Below are 18025 nucleotides of genomic sequence, written 5' to 3'. Positions count from 1 at the left end.
GCCCCACTGCCGGTCCCAACCTAATTGATCAGGGCTTGACGTGAGCTGTCGTAGCGCCGTCGTCCGGCTCAACAACAGATACGTCCGCCAGACGCGCGGGTATCAGCGAGGTGGCGGCGAGCGCGAAGAGGACGGCCGCGAACAGCGCGGGCGCGTTCAGCCCGTAGGCCCCCGCCACGGTGCCGCCGAGCAGGGCGCCGAGCGGGGCCCCGGAGGTGGAGGCGGTGCGGAACGCGGAGCTGACGCGGCCCATCATCGCCGCCGGGCTGCGCTGCTGCATCAGCGTGACCTGGTTGACGTTCCACACCATGCCCATCACTCCGAGCAGCGCGATGCCCACGAGGAGTGCACCCAGGTGGCGGACGGTGCCGAGGAGTACCAGGGCCGCCGTCTGGACGCATCCGCACAGGAACAGGCTCCGTACCCGTCCGATCCGGCGCGCGATCCACTGGGCCGGCACTCCCCCGGCCAGGGACCCGGCCGAGTAGGCCGTCATCGCGGCCGCGAAGCCCGCGTTTCCCGCGTGCAGCCAGCCGGTCACGTGCAGGACCAGCGTGGCGATCAGGGCGCCCATGCCGATGTTGCACAGGAGTGTGGCCACGCAGACCGCGCGCAGCGCCGTGTCGTGCCACAGGGTGCGCACTCCTTCCGCCACCTCCGCCCGCAGGGTGCTCCCGGCGGGCCGGGGCTCCCGCTCGGGCGCCCGGATCCGCAGGGAGGCCACGAGGGCCGCGGCCAGCAGATAGGTCGCCGCGTCGGCGGCGAACGGCGCGGCGGCCCCGAGAGTGAGCAGCAGCGGCACGAAGGGGCCCGCCAGGAAGCCGCCGGCGAACTGCTGGCCGGTCATCAGCCGGGCATTGGCGCTGCCCAGCGTCTCTTTGTCCACCAGGGAGGGCAGCAGGGCCGTGGACGCGTTGTCGAACAGCGTCTGGAGGGTGGTCAGGGCGAAGGCGAGCGCGATCAGCAGGCCGATCGTGGCGTGCCCGAGCCCGACGGCGAGGGCGAAGCAGGCCACCAGCCCGCCACGTACGGTGTCGACGGCCCACATCGCCCGCCGCTGGTCCACCCGGTCCGCGACCGCGCCGCCCAGCAGCCCGAAGAGGAGCCAGGGGAGGTAGCCGCAGGCCGTGACGGAGGCGATGACGAGCGGATCGTCCGTGAGCCGCACGGCGAGCAGCGGCAGCGCGGCGGTGCGCAGGGCGTCCCCGAAACGCGACACCACCGCCGCGCTCCACAGCCGCCCGAACCCCCCGCGCCACGCGGGTGCCCGCACCCCCGCCGCCTCGACCGTCGTCACAACGCCCCCTCCGGTTCCGCCACTTCAAGAACCGTAGAGCGCACCACTGACAATCGGCCTCGCGGCGGCGCCGCGGACACTCCGCGAGCCGGTCGGCACGGCGGTACGCCCCGGCGGCGCGCCCGTGCGCGGCCCGGCGTACGAAATACATCCGGCCAGGCACCTCGGTGCCCGGCCGGTTCTCAATTCCTAGATCTCGCCCCGCAGTTTGGCGAGCGCCTCGGCGAGGATCGCCTCGCCGTCCGCGTCGCTGCGCCGCTCCCGTACGTACGCGAGGTGCGTCTTGTACGGCTCGGTGCGCGGCGGGTCCGGCGGGTTGTCCTGGTCCTGTCCGGCGGGAAAGCCGCAGCGCGGGCAGTCCCAGGTCTCGGGAACCTGCGCGTCGCTGGCGAAGCTGGGCACCGTCTCGTGCCCGTTGGAGCACCAGAAGGAGATGCGAAGCCGCGGCGCGGACTCGCCGCGCTCGGCCTCGCCCATCGGCCCCGCCCCGACCCGGCTTCCTCGGATCGCGTTGCCACTTGCCACGGTCGTAACTCCCTGCGTGATGGTGCCGCGAAGCGAGTCGGCGTGACGCTTCGCTGCGAGCGCCTCAGTCTACGTAAGGCCCAACGCGCGTCCAGTGATTGGAGTTACACCCCCGCCCCTAGACGCAAGCCCCATGATAGGCCGCGCCTGGGGGCGCGTACCGGACATGGGGCCTTACGTGCGGAATGTGCTTGCCTAATGTGCAGTTGTGCTGCCGTACCGAAGTCGGTCGGTGATCAGTTGTTGACCTTCATCAGGATGCCGAGCACGACAATGCACGCGAACCAGAGCAGACCGAGCACCACGGTGATGCGGTCGAGGTTGCGCTCGGCGACCGAGGAGCCACCGACGGACGACTGCATGCCGCCACCGAACATGTCGGAGAGGCCGCCGCCCTTCCCCTTGTGCATCAGCACAAGCAGCATCAGCAGCAGGCTGAAGACGATCAGGGCGATCGAGAACCCCAAAACCACGGCTGGACCAACTTCCTCGGAACTGAACGGACGACGGGGGCCGAAGCCTACTGGGTGAGCACACCGAGCCCACTCCGAAGGCCACGACCCCCGCAAGGGTACGACGAATCGCCGCTAGCGCATACTTACTGGTCGCGGAAGCGGACGATCTTGACGAACTCGTCGGCGTCCAGGGAGGCACCGCCGACCAGGGCGCCGTCGATGTCGGGCTTCGCCATGATCTCGGCGACATTGCCGGACTTCACGGAGCCGCCGTACTGGATGCGGACCTGGTCGGCCACTTCCTGGGAGTACAGCTCGGCCAGCCGGGCACGGATCGCCGCGCAGACCTCCTGGGCGTCGTCGGAGCCGCAGACCTTGCCGGTGCCGATGGCCCAGACCGGTTCGTACGCGATCACGATCGACTCGACCTGCTCGGCGGGGACGTCCTTGAGACCCCCGTCGACCTGGGAGAGCGTGTGCGCGACGTGGTTGCCCGCCTCGCGGATGTCCAGCTCCTCGCCGACGCACAGGATCGGGGTCAGGCCGTGCTTGAAGGCGGCCTTGACCTTGGCGTTGACGATCTCGTCGGTCTCGTTGTGGTACTGCCGGCGCTCGGAGTGGCCGATCGCCACGTACGTGCACTTCAGCTTGGACAGCATCGGGCCCGAGATCTCGCCGGTGTAGGCACCGGAGTCCTGCGCCGAGAGGTCCTGCGCGCCGTACTTGATCTTGAGCTTGTCGCCGTCGACCAGGGTCTGCACGGAGCGCAGGTCGGTGAAGGGCGGCAGGACGGCGACCTCACAGGCCTCGTAGTCCTTGTCGGCCAGGGCGAAGGCGAGCTTCTGGACGTGCGCGATGGCCTCGAGGTGGTTGAGGTTCATCTTCCAGTTGCCCGCCATGAGCGGCATACGGGTCGTCATGCGGGGTCAGTCCTCCAGTGCGGCGAGGCCGGGGAGCGTCTTGCCCTCGAGGTATTCGAGGGAGGCGCCGCCACCGGTCGAGATGTGACCGAATGCCTTCTCGTCGAAGCCCAGGATGCGGACGGCCGCGGCGGAGTCGCCACCGCCGACGACCGTGAAGGCCGGGGATTCGACGAGGGCCTGGGCGACCGCCTTGGTGCCCTCGGCGTAGTCGGGGTGCTCGAAGACGCCCATCGGACCGTTCCAGAAGACGGTGGCCGCGTCGGCGAGCTTCGAGGCGTACAGCTTGCGGGTCTCCGGACCGATGTCCAGGCCCTCCTGGTCGGCGGGGATGGCGTCCGCGGCGACGGTGGTGGGGTTGGCCGGGGCCTTGGTCTTCAGGTCCGGGAACTCCGGGGCGACCAGGACGTCGACGGGGAGGACCAGCTCGACGCCGTTCTTCTCCGCGCGGTCCATGTACTCCTTGACGGCCGGGACCTGGTCCTCCTGGAGGAGGGAGATGCCGACCTCGTAGCCCTTGGCCTTGAGGAAGGTGTACGCCATGCCACCGCCGATGAGCAGACGGTCGGCCTTGCCGAGCAGCTGGTCGATGACGGCGAGCTTGTCGGAGACCTTGGCGCCGCCGAGCGCGACGACGTAGGGGCGCTTGACGTCCTCGGTGAGCTTCTTCAGGACGTTGACCTCGGTGGCGATGAGGTAGCCCGCGTAGTGCGGAAGGCGCGCCGGGAGGTCGTAGACGGAGGCGTGCTTGCGGTGCACGGCACCGAAACCGTCGCCTACGTAGACGTCGGCCAGGGCGGCGAGCTGGTCGGCGAACTCGCCGCGCTCGGTGTCGTCCTTGGACGTCTCGCCCGGGTTGAAGCGCAGGTTCTCGACCACGGCGACCTGGCCCGGCTGGAGGCCGTTCACGGCGTCGTGGGCGGCGGGGCCGACGGTGTCCTGGGCGAACGCCACGGGGGCGCCCAGCAGTTCACCGAGGCGCTCGGCGGGCTGCAGCAGGGAGAACGCCGGGTCCGGGGCGCCCTTGGGGCGGCCCAGGTGCGAGGCGACGACCACCTTGGCGCCCGCTTCGGTCAGCGCCTTGATGGTGGGCAGGACGGCGCGGATACGGCCGTCGTCGGTGATGAGGCCGTCGGCCAGCGGCACGTTGAGGTCGGCGCGGACGAAGACCCGCTTGCCGTCCACACCTTCGGCGAGAAGTTCGTCGATCGTCTTCATGAGGTGACTCCTAGGAGGGCTCTGTTGTCCGGGAGGGCTGGATCGATCCGTGCACAGAGCAGGGCTCGGACAACGCGGCTGTGCGCTGCCCGAGCCCTGCTCTCACATCAGAGGTGCCTGCTCCGGGACTTAGAGCTGGCCGCCGACGAAGACCGTGAGGTCGACGAGGCGGTTGGAGTAGCCCCACTCGTTGTCGTACCAGCCGAGGATCTTCACCGAGTTGCCCTCCTGGACCATGGTCAGGGAGGAGTCGAAGGTGCAGGAGGCCGGGTCGCCGACGATGTCCGAGGAGACGATCGGGTCCTCGGTGTACGACAGGTAGCCCTTGAGGTCGCCGTCGTCGGAGGCCTTCTTGAACGCGGCGTTGACCTCGTCCTTGGTGACCTCGCGCTGCAGCTGCACGACCAGGTCGGTGGCCGAACCGGTCGGGACCGGGACGCGCATGGCGATGCCGTCCAGCTTGCCCTTGAGCTGCGGGAGGACCAGGGCGGTGGCCTTGGCGGCGCCGGTCGTGGTGGGGATGATGTTCTCGGCGGCGGCGCGGGCGCGACGCAGGTCCGAGTGCGGGAAGTCCAGGATGCGCTGGTCGTTCGTGTACGCGTGGACCGTCGTCATCAGGCCCTTGACGATGCCGAAGTTCTCGTCGAGCACCTTGGCCATCGGCGCCACACAGTTGGTGGTGCAGGAGGCGTTGGAGATGACGTGGTGGTTCGCCGGCTCGTACTTGTCCTGGTTGACGCCCATCACGATGGTGATGTCCTCGTCCTTGGCCGGAGCCGAGATCAGGACCTTCTTGGCGCCGCCGGCGATGTGCTTCTCGGCGTCGGCCTTCTTGGTGAAGATGCCGGTCGACTCGATGACGATGTCGACGCCCAGCTCACCCCACGGGATGTCGGCGGGGTTGCGCTCGGAGAGCACCTTGATGGTGTGGCCGTCGACGGTGATCGTGTCGGCGGTGTGCGACACCTCGGCCTTGAGGCGGCCCAGGATGGTGTCGTACTTCAGAAGGTGAGCAGTGGTCGCGGTGTCACCCAGGTCGTTGACAGCCACGATCTCGATGTCAGCACCCTGCTCCAGCAGCGCGCGGAAGTAGTTACGACCGATGCGGCCAAAGCCGTTGATGCCTACGCGGATCGTCACGAACCGATCTCCTCGTTGGTACGCCGACTCAGTGCCGGCGAGTTGTATGGGATGTCCCCGACCGCCTACGACCCTACCTCCCTGAAGCGTCTGCGGTGACATCGAGATGCCCCATACACGGCAGGGTGTTCCGTACCCACCAGTAGGGGTACGGAACACCCTCGATGTTGACGAGATAGTCACACAGGGTTAGTCGTTCAGCGCCCCGAGCGCCTTCTTGACGAGGGCCGCACGGTCGGCCGCCGCGGTGACATGCTCGAGGCCGAAGCCCAGCAGCACCGTGTCGTCGGTGGTGATACCGCCGTACGTCTTGAACAACTCTCCGTAGCGCGCCCAGTCCTTGAGCAGGGCGGGGCTGCCCGGGGGCGGCCCCGAGGCGCTCCAGGGTCCGAGGGAGGACTCGAAGCCCTCGGTGTCGGTGGCCGCCCCGCCGACGACGAGGGAGGCGTTGTCCGCGAGGACGCCGTGACCACCGGTGTTCGGGTCGGTGATGTAGCTCAGCGACACCTCGACCGACTTGCCGGCGTACGCGCTGAGGTCGAAGCCGACCTGCTGCCAGCCGCTGGAGGCGCCGGTGAAGCTGTTCCACGCCCCGCTGGTACCGGTGTTGGCGCAGCCGGCGGAGCTCACGGTCAGGTAGTGCTTGAGGAAGGGGTGCTCCCTGACCAGGAATCCGGCCTCGCACTCCGCGGGCACCGTGGCGCTGGTGGCGCCGCCCGCCTCGGGGAGCGTCGTCCAGTCGTCGGCCCCGGTGGTGTGGGCCTCGAGCACCGCGTGGTCGTAGCCGGGCTCGGTGTCCCACAGGAGCTGGGTGCGCAACGTCGGCTTGTCGGCGGCGCTGACACCGGTGAGGTCGATGGTCCGGGTGAGGCGCTTGTAGGCGTCGTCGGTGTGCACGGCGGCGGCCATGTACGAGCCCGCGTAGGGCCCGTACGGGTTGACGGTCCCGGCGAACTGGCCCGCTCCCGCGCTCGACGCGAACTGCGGGTACTGCGCGGGGGCCAGCGAGTCCGAGGTGACGCCGTAGGTACCCGCGGTGTTCAGCGGGTTGCCGGGCGCGTCACCGAGCGCCCCCGTGAAGCCGGTGAGCTTCCCGGAGCCGGTGAATCCGTTGGCCCCCGGGGTGGACGTGCGGGAGTAGGCGCCCAGGTAGTACTGGCTGAAGTCGTTCGAAAGGGTGCCGCCGCCGAGGTCGACGTTGCCGCCGGCCTGCTCGCCCGCCTCGATCAGCTTGCCGCCCTCGTTGAGGAAGGCGCGCAGCTGGAGCTGGGTGGCGTTGCCCGGCCGGGCGGCGCCGGTGTAGTGGACGACCGTCCTGAAGTGGTCGAGCACGCCGAGCGCGTCGGGTGCGCCCAGGGTCGCCACGTCCCAGACGAGGGGCTTCTTGCCGTTGGCCTTCAGGGCGTCGACGTAGGCCTGGGACTGTGTGGCGGTCGCGCCCTCCTCGGCGACGACCAGCGTGTCGGCACTGGGCCGCTGGGCCACGGTGTACGTGAAGTGCGTGCTGGATGTCTTCTTGCCGCTCTTGGTCTCACCGGTGAACCACACCTCGACCTTGTCGCCGGGGTCGCCGTCCTTCACCTTGGCGCGGTACTCGTCGAAGTAGAGGTTGTCCGTGCCGCCGTAGGTCTCGCCGCCCTTCCAGGCCTTGAGCGCCATGTCCAGCGTACGGCCGCCGTTGACGCGGTACTTGAGCTCCTTGTCGCGTACGGACTTGCGGACGACGACGGAGACCTCCTGGTCGGCGCCGCGGGAGTACGACGTCGTGAAGGGGGCCGGGGTGAAGTCGGGGGCGTCGAGGCCCACCGAGGACGACGGCCGGTCGGGGTGGGCCGCGGTCTCGGCGACGGAGAGCGCGAACGGGACGTTCTTCTCGAACTCCTGCTCGATCAGCTTCTCGTCGTCCGGGAAGGTGAAGACCGAGGCGCAGTCGGCCGCGTTCCAGGCGTCGTTCGGGTCGATGTCCGAGGCGGTCTGACAGGTCGACATCTCGGGGGTGAACATCGCCATGCCATTGATGTTGCCCGCGTGGCCGTCCGCCTCGCCGTTGGTCGTGTAGAGCTCCGAGGAGACCTGGGGGTGGTAGCCCGGGATCGCGGAGTTCTCGGGGGTTCCGGCGAGCGCCTTGTAGAGCACGTCGTCCGGGGTGGGCGTCGCCACCTGCCAGCCCACTCCGTAGAGGAGCAGTTCGGCGGCGGAGTGGTAGTTGATGCCGTACGTGAAGCCGATCCGCTTCTCGAAGGCGTCGAGCGCCTTGGTCTCGGGCTCGGAGCCGGGGCTCGTGCCACGGTAGGTCTCACTGGTGGGGTTGGGTGACGAACCCTCGTCGTCGTAGCCCCACTTGTAGGCGAAGTTGCGGTTGAGGTCGACGCCGTCACCGGTGGAGATGACCCCGTCGCCGTTCACGTCCCGCAGGTTCTTGCGCCACTGGCGGGCGTCGGCGTCCTTGAACGTGTAGTCGTAGCCGTCGGGGTTGGCCGACAGCACGAACCACAGCTCGGTGGAGTCGACGATCTTCTTGATGCGTTTGTTCGTGGAGTAGTTGTCCAAGTAGTAGTGCATCAGACGCCGCGTCATCTCGGGCGTGATCCACTCGCGCGCGTGCTGGTTGGACATGTACAGCACGGAGGGCTTCGAGCCGTCCTTCGTCTTCTTCGCGCCCTTGGTCAGTTTGAGCGCGAGGATGTCCTGGCCGTTGACCGTCTTGCCGATGGAGACGACCTTGGTGAGGTCGGGGTGGGCGGCGCCGGTGTTGACGATCTCCTCCTGGAGATTGCCCTTGCCGCTGTACGGGCGGAACACGCCCTGGGCCGCGTCCTCCACCCGCGCCTCGGCCTTGGCCGTCAGGGTGTGCTCGGTGAGCTCGACGCCCTGTTTCTCCAGCTTCTTGGCCTGCTGGTCGGTGACGTAGACCTCGACCGTGCTTCTGCCGTTCTTCCACGTCGTGTCGCCGAGTTCGTGGCCGTCCTGCCCGGCCGCGAGCAGCAGGGGTATCTGCTGCTTCGTGATCTCGGCGTGGAACACCTTGACGGCGTTCGCGTCGGGCTTGGGTGAACCGCCGTTCTGCGCCTGGGCGATGGGTGCCATGCCCGCACCGCCCAGCACGAGCGCGCCCGTAGCGAGGATCGCTCTCGCTCTTCGACTCATGAGCCCCCCTTGCGTCAGTCCGCCACAGCAGCGAACAGATGCCAGGCTCATGACACTTCATGGTCAAGTCAAGGGCGCCTCACAGGAACACGAACGCCGGTGCCGATGCCCCAAGTGGGCATCGGCACCGGCGTGTTGAGCTTCTGACGATCGATCGGACAGGTCAGCCCGCGAGGTTGTCCGCCATCTCCTCGGTGAGGTTCGACTCCGTCCCGGGAATGCCGAGGTCCTGGGCCCGCTTGTCGGCCATCGCGAGCAGCCGGCGGATCCGGCCGGCGACGGCGTCCTTGGTCAGCGGCGGGTCGGCGAGCGCGCCCAGCTCCTCCAGGGAGGCCTGCTTGTGCTCCATGCGCAGCCGTCCGGCGGCCGCGAGGTGCTCCGGCACCTCGTCCGCGAGGATCTCCAGGGCGCGCTGCACACGCGCCCCCGCGGCGACGGCGGCGCGGGCCGAGCGGCGCAGGTTGGCGTCGTCGAAGTTGGCGAGCCGGTTCGCCGTGGCGCGGACCTCGCGGCGCATCCGCCGCTCCTCCCAGGCCAGCACCGACTCGTGCGCTCCGAGGCGGGTGAGCAGCGCGCCGATCGCGTCTCCGTCGCGTACGACCACGCGGTCCACGCCGCGCACCTCGCGGGCCTTCGCCGCGATCGACAGCCGACGGGCGGCGCCGACGAGGGCGAGCGCGGCCTCCGGACCCGGGCAGGTCACCTCCAGGGAGGAGGAGCGACCCGGCTCGGTGAGCGAGCCGTGCGCGAGGAAGGCCCCGCGCCAGGCCGCCTCGGCGTCGCAGGTGGCCCCCGAGACCACCTGCGGCGGGAGGCCCCGGATCGGGCGCCCACGGCCGTCCACCAGCCCCGTCTGGCGGGCCAGCTGGTCGCCGCCCGCGACGACGCGTACGACATACCGGGAGCCGCGGCGCAGACCGCCGGGCGCCATCACGATCAGTTCGGAGCTGTGGCCGAAGATCTCCAGAATGTCCCGCTTCAACCGGCGCGCCGCCATCGCGGTGTCCAGCTCCGCCTCGATCACAATCCGGCCGCTCACCAGGTGGAGGCCGCCGGCGAACCGCAGAATGGCGGAGACCTCCGCCTTTCTGCAGCAGGTCCGGGTGACGGGGAGCCGGGAAATTTCATCCTTCACCGCTGCCGTCATCGCCATGGGCCGATCCTTCCATGCATCCGAAAAATACGGTCGTACGCGGCGGCCAACAGCTCCGGGTCGTGCCGCGGAGATCCGTCGGTCCGGGCCACCGGCGCCAGCTCGACCGCGGCGCCGAACCGCTTGGCGGCGTCGGTGAGTGAGTCGCGATCGGGCACGGCGGCCTCGTCGGCCAGCACCACGTCCAGGGCGAGTTTAGGGGCGTGTCGTCCCAAAACCTCCAAATGACGCTGCGGGGAGAAGCCCTCGGTTTCTCCGGGCTGCGGGGCGAGGTTCAGGGAGAGTACCCGGCGCGCCTTCGTCTCGGTGAGCGCATCGAGGAGCTCGGGCACGAGAAGGTGCGGAATCACCGAGGAGAACCAGGAGCCGGGGCCGAGCACCACCCAGTCCGCGTCGAGGACCGCCGCCACGGCCTCGGGGACGGCGGGCGGGTCGGCGGGGACGACGTGCACGGACTGCACCTCGCCGGGGGTGAGGGCCACGGTCGCCTGTCCCCGTACCGTGTCCACGTCCTCGGGCCGCTCCGGGTCGTGCCCCTTGACCAGGGCCTGGAGCTCCAGGGGTACGGCGGACATGGGCAGCACCCGGCCGTGCGCGCCGAGCAGCCTGCCGACCAGGTCCAGGGCCTGGACGTGGTCGCCGAGCTGTTCCCACAGGGCCACGATCAGCAGATTGCCGACCGCGTGCTCGTGCAGATCGCCCTGGGACTGGAAACGGTGCTGGATGACGCGGGCCCAGGTCTGGCCCCAGTCGTCGTCGCCGCACAGCGCGGCCAGGGCCTTGCGCAGGTCGCCGGGCGGCAGCACGCCCAGCTCGTCGCGCAGCCGCCCGCTGGAGCCGCCGTCGTCGGCCACGGTGACGACGGCGGTGAGGTCGCCGGTGATCCGGCGCAGCGCGGCGAGCGAGGCGGACAGCCCCATGCCGCCGCCGAGGGCGACGACCTTGGGCTGGGCGCCGCGGCGGCGCGGCTTCCCACCGCGCGCCTCGACGGGCCTGTCGCCGCGTCCCTCGGAGGCGACCCGGCGCAGCCTGCTCAGCCGCAGTGCGGCACGTCCGGTCACTCGCGCCCCATGTCCCGGTGAACGACCACGGTCTCCACGCCCTGCGAGGCGAGGCGGGCGGCGAGCTTCTCGGAGGTGGCGACCGAGCGGTGCTTGCCGCCGGTGCAGCCGACCGCGATGGTCACATAGCGCTTGCCCTCGCGGCGGTAGCCGGCGGCGATGAGCTGGAGCAGCTCGGTGTAGCGGTCGAGGAACTCCTTGGCGCCGGGCTGGTTGAAGACGTACGCCGAGACCTCCTCGTTCAGGCCGGTGAAGGGGCGCAGCTCCGGGACCCAGTGCGGGTTGGGCAGGAAACGCATGTCCACGACCAGGTCGGCGTCGACCGGAAGGCCGTACTTGAAGCCGAAGGACATGACGGTGGCCCGCAGCTCGGGCTCCTCCTCGCCGGCGAACTGGGCGTCCATCTTGGCGCGCAGCTCGTGCACGTTCAGGCTGGAGGTGTCGATGACCAGGTCGGCGTCGCCGCGCAGCTCGCGCAGCAGCTCGCGCTCGGCGTCGATGCCGTCGACGATGCGGCCGTCGCCCTGGAGGGGGTGCGGGCGGCGCACGGACTCGAAGCGGCGCACCAGGGCCTCGTCGGAGGACTCCAGGAAGACGATCCTGCGGGTGACGTTCTTCGCCTCCAGGTCGGCGAGGGACTCGCGGAGGTTGTCGAAGAAGCGGCGGCCGCGTACGTCGACGACGACCGCGATCCTCGCCACGTTGCCCTGGGAGCGGGCGCCGAGCTCCACCATGGTGGGGATCAGCGCGGGCGGCAGGTTGTCGACGACGAACCAGCCGAGGTCCTCCAGACACTTGGCGGCCGTCGACCGGCCCGCCCCGGACATCCCGGAGATGATCACCAGCTCGGGGATGGCGGCTTCGGGCACCGCGGGCGTCTCCATCGTCGTACCCCCCTGGGTCTCGTCGTCGGCCTGTGGTTCGGCCGTCTGTCCGGTCTGCGGCCCGGTCGGTTGCCCGGCCGGTTGTCCGGTCTGTGGTGGGTTCTCTTGTCGCTCGTTGTCGCTCATGTCTCCTGCCCCCGTCGCTCGTGTGAGGCGCCCGCGGACACGGGCTCCTCCGGGGAGTCCGTGGTGGTCCCGGGCTCCTCGTCTTCCATGATCTCTCCAGTCGCCGTGTTCACGGCGGGTGCGGCCGGAGCCGCCTGGGCGAGGGCCACGGCGACCGCCTCGGCCGTCTTGCGGCCTATGCCGGGGACCTCGCAGATCTGGTCGATGGTCGCGGATCGCAGCTTTTTCACCGAGCCGAAGTGCTTGATCAGCGCCTGCTTGCGGGTCTCGCCGAGGCCCGCCACCTCGTCCAGCGGGCTCGCCCTGAATCGCTTGGCCCGCTTGGTGCGCTGGTAGGTGATGGCGAAGCGGTGGGCCTCGTCACGGACCCGCTGGAGCAGGTACAGGCCCTCGCTGGTGCGGGGCAGGACCACCGGGTCGTCCTCGTCCGGCAGCCAGACCTCCTCGAGACGCTTGGCGAGGCCGCAGACGGCGATGTCGTCGATGCCCAGTTCGTCGAGGGCCTTCTTGGCGGCCGCGACCTGCGGCTGGCCACCGTCGACGACGACGAGCTGCGGGGGGTAGGCGAAGCGCTTGGGACGGCCGTCGTCCTCGGTGAAGGCGTTCCCCGCGAAGGCGTTCCCCGTGGTGTCGCTCTCCAGGACGGCGCTCTCCGACGTGGCGTTGCCTTGGGTGGCTCCTTCGGCGGAGGCGCCTTCGGTGGAGGCGTTCTCGCCGTCCGTCCACTCGCCCGTGCGCTCCTTCTCGGCGAGATAGCGCCTGAAGCGGCGGGTGATCACCTCGTGCATGGAGCGGACGTCGTCCTGACCCTCGAAGCCCTTGATCTGGAAGCGCCGGTACTCGCTCTTGCGCTGCAGTCCGTCCTCGAAGACGACCATGGAGGCGACCACGTCGTCACCCTGGAGGTGCGAGATGTCGTAACACTCGATCCGGAGCGGAGCACTGTCCAGGTCGAGGGCTCCGGCGATCTCCTCCAGGGCGCGCGAGCGGGTGGTCAGGTCGGAGGCGCGCTTGGTCTTGTGCAGGCCGAGCGCCTGGAGCGCGTTGCGCTGCACGGTCTCCATGAGCGCCTTCTTGTCGCCGCGCTGCGGGATACGCAGGGAGACGTGCGACCCGCGGCGCTCGGTCAGCCACTCCTGGACGGGCTCCACGGGGTCGGGCAGTGCCGGGACGAGCACCTCCTTGGGGACGGAGTCGCCCGTCTCCTCTCCGTAGAGCTGCTGCAGCGCGTGCTCGACCAGGTCACCGGTGGTGACGGCCTCCACCTTGTCGGTGACCCAGCCGCGCTGGCCGCGCACCCGGCCACCCCGCACGTGGAAGATCTGCACGGCGGCTTCCAGCTCGTCCTCGGCGACGGCCATCAGGTCGGCGTCGGTCGCGTCGGCGAGCACGACCGCGCTCTTCTCCATGGCCTTCTTCAGGGCCTCGATGTCGTCGCGCAGGCGGGCCGCCCGCTCGTACTCCATCTCCTCGGCCGCGTCCGTCATCCGCTTCTCGAGGCGACGGATGTACGTCCCCGTACGGCCCGCCATGAAGTCGCAGAACTCCTCGGCCAGCTCACCGTGTTCCTCGGCCGAGACCCGGCCGACGCAGGGGGCGGAGCACTTGCCGATGTAGCCGAGGAGGCAGGGGCGGCCCGTGCGGGCGGCGTTCTTGAACACGCCGGCCGAGCAGGTGCGGACCGGGAAGACGCGCAGCAGCAGGTCCACGGTGTCGCGGATCGCCCACGCGTGCCCGTACGGACCGAAATAGCGCACGCCCTTGCGCTTGTGGCCGCGCATCACCTGCACACGCGGGAACTCCTCGTTCATCGTCACCGCGAGGTAGGGATAGCTCTTGTCGTCGCGGTACTTGACGTTGAACCGGGGGTCGTACTCCTTGATCCAGGAGTACTCCAGCTGGAGCGCCTCGACCTCCGTGGACACCACCGTCCACTCCACGGACGCGGCTGTGGTGACCATGGTGCGGGTGCGGGGGTGGAGGCCGGCCAGGTCCTGGAAGTAGCTGGCCAGGCGCTGGCGCAGGCTTTTCGCCTTTCCGACGTAGATCACCCGGCGGTGCTCGTCGCGGAATTTGTACACCCCGGGAGAGTCCGGGATCTGTCCCGGCTTGGGGCGGTAGCTGGAGGGGTCGGCCATGTCACACACCCTACTGGCGAGGGCTGACACCGCGACGACCTCCCGGCCCGCCCGTGGACTCGGCCGCCGGGACCGTGATCGCAGATCGGCCAGAGCGCGGTACGGCGGGTTGAGTAGGTTGCGTATCAGGTGTTGTCGGGGCTTGGTCAACACGCTTCAATGCGGGGGAACTCGGGGTCGTGGACGGCGACAGGCGCGTGTGAACAAGCCCCGCGCGCCGGCCAGGCGCCCCCGACGACCCACATCCAACGGTCTGACCAGCCGTTGTGAACATTCACAGAAAGGCCCCTGCATGCGGCACGGCACACAGCACGCGGACGTCGCCACGGCGGAACTGGAGACGGCCTTGGCGGGCGGCCCCTTCCATGTCGCGCTGCGCGCCGCGATCACCGCACGCGGCCTGCCCCTGCAGCGCGTGCAGCACCATCTGTCGCGGTACGGGGTCAAGGTCGGGGTCACGAGCCTGAGTTACTGGCAACAGGGCGCCCGGCGCCCGCAGCGCCCCGAGTCGCTGCGCGCCGTACGCGCCCTGGAGGAGATCCTCCAGCTCCCGGACGAGTCACTGATCCGGCTGCTCGCCAAGGCCGACGAGCGCTGCGACCCGCAGCGTCCCACCGGCCGCTCGTACCGCTCCCTCGTGGAGGCCTCCGGCGTCCTGGAGCGGCTCCTGGCCGAACTGGAGTCACCGCTCGACGGCGGGCTGCACACGCTCGGCCACCACGAGCTCGTCCGGATAGGCGCGCACCGCGAACTGCTCGCGCGTGAGTCGCACCACATCGTGCGGGCCTACAAGGACGGCGTGGACCGCTATGTGGCCGTCCACCACGGCGATCCGGACTGCGCCCCGGAACGCACGGCGGTCCGGGCCCTGGAAAACTGCCGGACGGGACGGGTGCGCTGGCACCACGACACCGGAGTGCTGGTCGCCGAGCTGCTCTTCGACACGCGGCTGCGCGCAGGAGATACGTTCCTCTTCCGCTACGGCTTCGAGGACGGCACGGCCGGCGCGTCCAGCGAGTACGTGCGCGGGTTCGGCTTCCCGGGCGGGCAGTACGCCCTTCAGGTGCGGTTCGCCGAGGAGACGCTGCCCGTGCGCTGCCACCGGTTCACCCAGCACTCGGCGGCGGCGCCGCGCAGCGGCCGCCAGGAGCTCTCGCTCAGCGGGCGCCATCGCTCGGTGCATCTCGTCGAGCCGCGGGTGCGGTCGGGCATCGTGGGGATCGGCTGGGACTGGGAGTGACCCCGACCTGCCGGGGACGCGGCGTCACCGCACTCCCCGTCAGGGACCCGCGACGATCTTGCCGCCCTTGGCCTCCACGGACAGCTCCTTCAGCGGCGCGGTGGCCGGGGCCTGCAGCACCTTGCCCGTCGCCGCGTCGAATTCGCTGCCGTGGCACGGGCAGATCAACGTCGTGCCCTGAAGCTTGTTGATGGCACACCCGGCGTGCGTGCAGATCGTGCTGAACGCCTTCAGGGAGCCGTTCTCGGCACGGCTGACCACGACGTTCGCTTCCCGGTACAGCTGGGCGCCGCCCTTGGCGATCTCGCTCTCCGCGCCCAGCTCGACCGGCGCGGTCGGCGTCGCCGGCGTCCCGCCACCGCTGCCGCCGGAGCAGGCGCTGAGGGCGATACCGGCGACGGGGGCGAGCGCCGCTCCTCGCAGGACGGTACGGCGGGCAGGCATGGCGTCTCCACAGGTCGGGGCCGTGTGCGTGTCGACGATACCGGTACGTCTCATTCCGCATCGCGGGGGTCCGCACAGGTGCGAGTGACCGGACGTAAACGTTTGCGCAAGCGTTTACGTCCCGTACCGAATGCGATACGTTCCCGCCGGAGCAAGCCGAGAATTCGGGGCAGGCCCAGAGTTCGGAGCGGGCCCGAGAGGGCCGACCGGGGAGAGGTGAGGCAATGGCGACGATGGTCGACGTGGCGGCGCACGCCGGGGTGTCCGTGGCGACCGTCTCGCACGTGCTCAACGACACACGCCCCGTGCTGCCCCACACCCGCCAGGCCGTCCTGGACGCCATCGACGCGCTCGGCTACACACCCAACACCCTGGCCCGTTCGCTGGTCACCGCACGCACCCGGTCCATCGGGCTCGCGGTGTCGGCGATCAGCAACCCGTACTTCACGGAGATCCTCCAGGGCGTCGAAGCGGGCGCCCTGGAGCACGGATACGGACTGCTTCTCGCCGATCCGCACGATGATCCCCAGCATGAGCGGAAGGTCGTCCAGCTGCTGCACGAGCGACGCGTCGACGGTCTGATCGTCGCGCCCTCGGCCGATCCGGACGCACTCCTGCGCTACCTCGGGCAGCGCGACGTGCCGACCGTGTTCCTGGACCGCCTGGTCGAGGCCCCGGCCGACCTCCCCTTCCGCTTCGACCAGGTCTGCGCCGAGAACGCCGAGCCGATGGCCCAGCTGGTCGGGCACCTCGCCGAACGGGGTCACCGGCGCATCGGGCTCGTCGCGGGCCTGCCCGGGCTCAGCACCACGAACGAGCGGATCTCCGGCTACCGCCACGGCCTCGCGGGCGCCGGGCTCCCGTACGACGAACGGCTCGTGGCACACGGCGACTCCGAGGCGGCGGCGGGCGAACGTGCCACCGACGCACTCCTGTCCCTGGCGGCACCCCCGACCGCGCTGGTCACCGGAAACAACGCGATGACCATCGGCGCCCTGCGCGCCCTGCGCGAGCGCGGGCTGTCCGTGCCGGACGACCTGGCGCTGTGCTGCTTCGACGACTTCGCCTGGGCGGATCTGTTCGCGCCCCGGCTGACCGCGATCTCCCAGCCCAGCAAGGAGATCGGCGCGCAGGCGGTCCGGCTGCTCCTGGAACGGCTGGACTCGCCGGACCACCCCGCCCGCACCGTGCGGCTGCCCTGTGCCTTCGTCCACCGCACCTCGTGCGGCTGCTCCGAGCCCCCCGGGGCATCGGGGGCCTCCCGCACCGACCCGAGTCAGAAGAGTCCCGCGAAAGGATCCCCGTCGTGATCGTCGTAGCCGGTGAGGCCCTGATCGACCTGGTACCGCAGGGCGCGGGCGCGCTCGTCGGCCTGCGGCCCGCACGCGGCGGCGGCCCCTACAACACGGCGCTGGCGCTGGGCCGCCTCGGCTCCCCCACCGCCTTCTGCTCCCGGGTCTCGTACGACAGCTTCGGCGAGGCGCTCCTGGACGGGCTGCGCGAGGCGGGCGTCGATGTGTCGTCGGTGCAGCGCGGGACGGAGCCGACGACCCTCGCGGTCGCCTCCATCGACCCGGACGGCTCGGCGGCGTACTCCTTCTACGTCGAGGGCACGGCGGACCGCCTGTTCGCCGCGCCGGACGGCCTCCCGGACGCCACCCGGGCGGTGTCCTTCGGAACCTGCTCACTCGTCCTGGAGCCGGGCGCGAGCGCCTACGAGCAACTGATGCGAACCGCCGCCGCGCGCGGGGTGTTCACCACACTCGACCCGAACATCCGGGCCGGGCTCATCCCCGACGCGGACGCCTACCGGGCCCGCTTCAAGAGCTGGCTGCCGTCGGTGTCCCTCCTCAAGCTCTCCGAGGAGGACGCGCTGTGGCTGGGTGGCACCCCAGGCGAGTGGCTGGCATCCGGTCCCGCGGCCGTCGTGATCACCCAGGGCGGCGACGGCCTGACGGTGTTCACCCAGGACGGCTCCGTCCACTCCGTGCCCGGTGAGCCGGTCGAGGTCGTGGACACCATCGGCGCCGGAGACACCGTGAACGCGGCCCTGCTGCACGGCCTGGCCGCACGCGACGCCCTGTCTCCGGCGGCGCTGGCCGAGCTGGGCCCCGACGGCTGGAGCGAACTGCTGCGGTTCGCGGCCCGCGCGGCGGCGATCACCTGCTCACGAGCGGGCGCGGAACCTCCGTTCGCCGCGGAACTCGACGCCCCCTGAGGCAAGTGAATCCCCCCTGGAACCAGGGCGGTTGACTGCGCGACGGACGGTGCCCCACG

15 protein-coding genes are annotated in these 18025 nt (G+C 70.3%); 3 read left to right on the top strand and 12 right to left on the bottom strand.

All coding sequences use genetic code 11. From position 1 onward, the window contains the following. Window positions 1-28: 28 nt before the first annotated feature. The 11 genes from OG568_RS36805 to uvrC all read right to left on the bottom strand — a co-directional run bounded on the left by OG568_RS36805 (window position 29) and on the right by uvrC (window position 14064). Window positions 29-1297 carry an MFS transporter gene (locus tag OG568_RS36805; RefSeq protein ID WP_329534664.1) on the bottom strand — a complete coding sequence of 423 codons (1269 nt, stop codon included), beginning with the start codon at window positions 1295-1297 and terminating at the stop codon, window positions 29-31. A 189-nt stretch (window positions 1298-1486) separates the two neighbouring features. After that, window positions 1487-1822 carry an RNA polymerase-binding protein RbpA gene (locus tag OG568_RS36800; protein WP_075026247.1) on the bottom strand — a complete coding sequence of 112 codons (336 nt, stop codon included), beginning with the start codon at window positions 1820-1822 and terminating at the stop codon, window positions 1487-1489. A gap of 236 nt (window positions 1823-2058) precedes the next feature. Further along, complete coding sequence (gene secG / locus OG568_RS36795) at window positions 2059-2295, bottom strand: preprotein translocase subunit SecG (RefSeq protein WP_079054207.1); 237 nt, start codon at window positions 2293-2295, stop codon at window positions 2059-2061. 125 nt (window positions 2296-2420) lie between these two features. Next, window positions 2421-3197, bottom strand: coding sequence for a triose-phosphate isomerase (gene tpiA / locus OG568_RS36790; RefSeq protein WP_329369463.1), 777 nt, complete (start codon window positions 3195-3197; stop codon window positions 2421-2423). Between the two features lie 6 nt (window positions 3198-3203). Next, window positions 3204-4415: a phosphoglycerate kinase gene (locus tag OG568_RS36785; protein WP_266415245.1), complete on the bottom strand. Its 1212-nt coding sequence runs from the start codon at window positions 4413-4415 to the stop codon at window positions 3204-3206. Window positions 4416-4544: 129 nt separating this feature from the next. After that, entirely contained in the window at window positions 4545-5555 is a 1011-nt protein-coding gene (gene gap, locus OG568_RS36780) for a type I glyceraldehyde-3-phosphate dehydrogenase (RefSeq protein ID WP_329534663.1), read from the bottom strand. Window positions 5556-5744: 189 nt separating this feature from the next. Next, on the bottom strand, window positions 5745-8702 hold the full coding sequence (locus tag OG568_RS36775) for a M14 family metallopeptidase (protein WP_329534662.1): 2958 nt from the start codon (window positions 8700-8702) through the stop codon (window positions 5745-5747). Window positions 8703-8865: 163 nt separating this feature from the next. Beyond that, window positions 8866-9855, bottom strand: coding sequence for a DNA-binding protein WhiA (gene whiA, locus OG568_RS36770; protein ID WP_010987695.1), 990 nt, complete (start codon window positions 9853-9855; stop codon window positions 8866-8868). Next, window positions 9846-10916 carry a gluconeogenesis factor YvcK family protein gene (locus OG568_RS36765; protein WP_266415211.1) on the bottom strand — a complete coding sequence of 357 codons (1071 nt, stop codon included), beginning with the start codon at window positions 10914-10916 and terminating at the stop codon, window positions 9846-9848. The genes whiA and OG568_RS36765 overlap by 10 nt, the downstream gene beginning before the upstream one ends. Beyond that, window positions 10913-11800 carry an RNase adapter RapZ gene (gene rapZ, locus OG568_RS36760; RefSeq protein ID WP_075026813.1) on the bottom strand — a complete coding sequence of 296 codons (888 nt, stop codon included), beginning with the start codon at window positions 11798-11800 and terminating at the stop codon, window positions 10913-10915. Before rapZ ends, OG568_RS36765 begins: the two co-directional genes overlap by 4 nt. A 122-nt stretch (window positions 11801-11922) precedes the next feature. Next, window positions 11923-14064: an excinuclease ABC subunit UvrC gene (gene uvrC / locus OG568_RS36755; protein WP_329534661.1), complete on the bottom strand. Its 2142-nt coding sequence runs from the start codon at window positions 14062-14064 to the stop codon at window positions 11923-11925. A 292-nt stretch (window positions 14065-14356) separates the two neighbouring features. Here uvrC and OG568_RS36750 point away from each other — a divergent pair, with 292 nt between their 5' ends. Continuing rightward, complete coding sequence (locus OG568_RS36750) at window positions 14357-15304, top strand: hypothetical protein (RefSeq protein WP_329534660.1); 948 nt, start codon at window positions 14357-14359, stop codon at window positions 15302-15304. A gap of 39 nt (window positions 15305-15343) precedes the next feature. On the opposite strand, the gene OG568_RS36745 is transcribed toward OG568_RS36750, so the two are convergent. Continuing rightward, window positions 15344-15748: a Rieske (2Fe-2S) protein gene (locus OG568_RS36745; RefSeq protein WP_266581797.1), complete on the bottom strand. Its 405-nt coding sequence runs from the start codon at window positions 15746-15748 to the stop codon at window positions 15344-15346. A gap of 224 nt (window positions 15749-15972) precedes the next feature. Between OG568_RS36745 and OG568_RS36740 the strand changes: the two genes are divergently transcribed. Both OG568_RS36740 and OG568_RS36735 read left to right on the top strand, forming a co-directional pair. After that, on the top strand, window positions 15973-17058 hold the full coding sequence (locus OG568_RS36740) for a LacI family DNA-binding transcriptional regulator (RefSeq protein WP_329534659.1): 1086 nt from the start codon (window positions 15973-15975) through the stop codon (window positions 17056-17058). Further along, window positions 17055-17966 carry a carbohydrate kinase family protein gene (locus tag OG568_RS36735; protein WP_329534658.1) on the top strand — a complete coding sequence of 304 codons (912 nt, stop codon included), beginning with the start codon at window positions 17055-17057 and terminating at the stop codon, window positions 17964-17966. Before OG568_RS36740 ends, OG568_RS36735 begins: the two co-directional genes overlap by 4 nt. The last annotated feature ends 59 nt before the right edge of the window (window positions 17967-18025 follow it).

Source organism: Streptomyces sp. NBC_01450 (assembly GCF_036227505.1).
Taxonomy (GTDB): domain Bacteria; phylum Actinomycetota; class Actinomycetes; order Streptomycetales; family Streptomycetaceae; genus Streptomyces.
The sequence above is the reverse complement of the archived record's forward strand: the minus strand, read 5'-3'. Positions and strand labels throughout refer to the sequence as shown.

Excerpts from the sequence above, each read along its gene's own strand:
- OG568_RS36740 (WP_329534659.1), top strand. The coding sequence starts at position 15,973 with ATGGCGACGATGGTCGACGTGGCGGCGCACGCCGGGGTGTCCGTGGCG.
- rapZ (WP_075026813.1), bottom strand. The coding sequence starts at position 11,800 with ATGGAGACGCCCGCGGTGCCCGAAGCCGCCATCCCCGAGCTGGTGATC.
- OG568_RS36745 (WP_266581797.1), bottom strand. The coding sequence starts at position 15,748 with ATGCCTGCCCGCCGTACCGTCCTGCGAGGAGCGGCGCTCGCCCCCGTC.
- whiA (WP_010987695.1), bottom strand. The coding sequence starts at position 9,855 with ATGGCGATGACGGCAGCGGTGAAGGATGAAATTTCCCGGCTCCCCGTC.
- OG568_RS36785 (WP_266415245.1), bottom strand. The coding sequence starts at position 4,415 with ATGAAGACGATCGACGAACTTCTCGCCGAAGGTGTGGACGGCAAGCGG.
- OG568_RS36750 (WP_329534660.1), top strand. The coding sequence starts at position 14,357 with ATGCGGCACGGCACACAGCACGCGGACGTCGCCACGGCGGAACTGGAG.
- uvrC (WP_329534661.1), bottom strand. The coding sequence starts at position 14,064 with ATGGCCGACCCCTCCAGCTACCGCCCCAAGCCGGGACAGATCCCGGAC.
- tpiA (WP_329369463.1), bottom strand. The coding sequence starts at position 3,197 with ATGACGACCCGTATGCCGCTCATGGCGGGCAACTGGAAGATGAACCTC.
- OG568_RS36775 (WP_329534662.1), bottom strand. The coding sequence starts at position 8,702 with ATGAGTCGAAGAGCGAGAGCGATCCTCGCTACGGGCGCGCTCGTGCTG.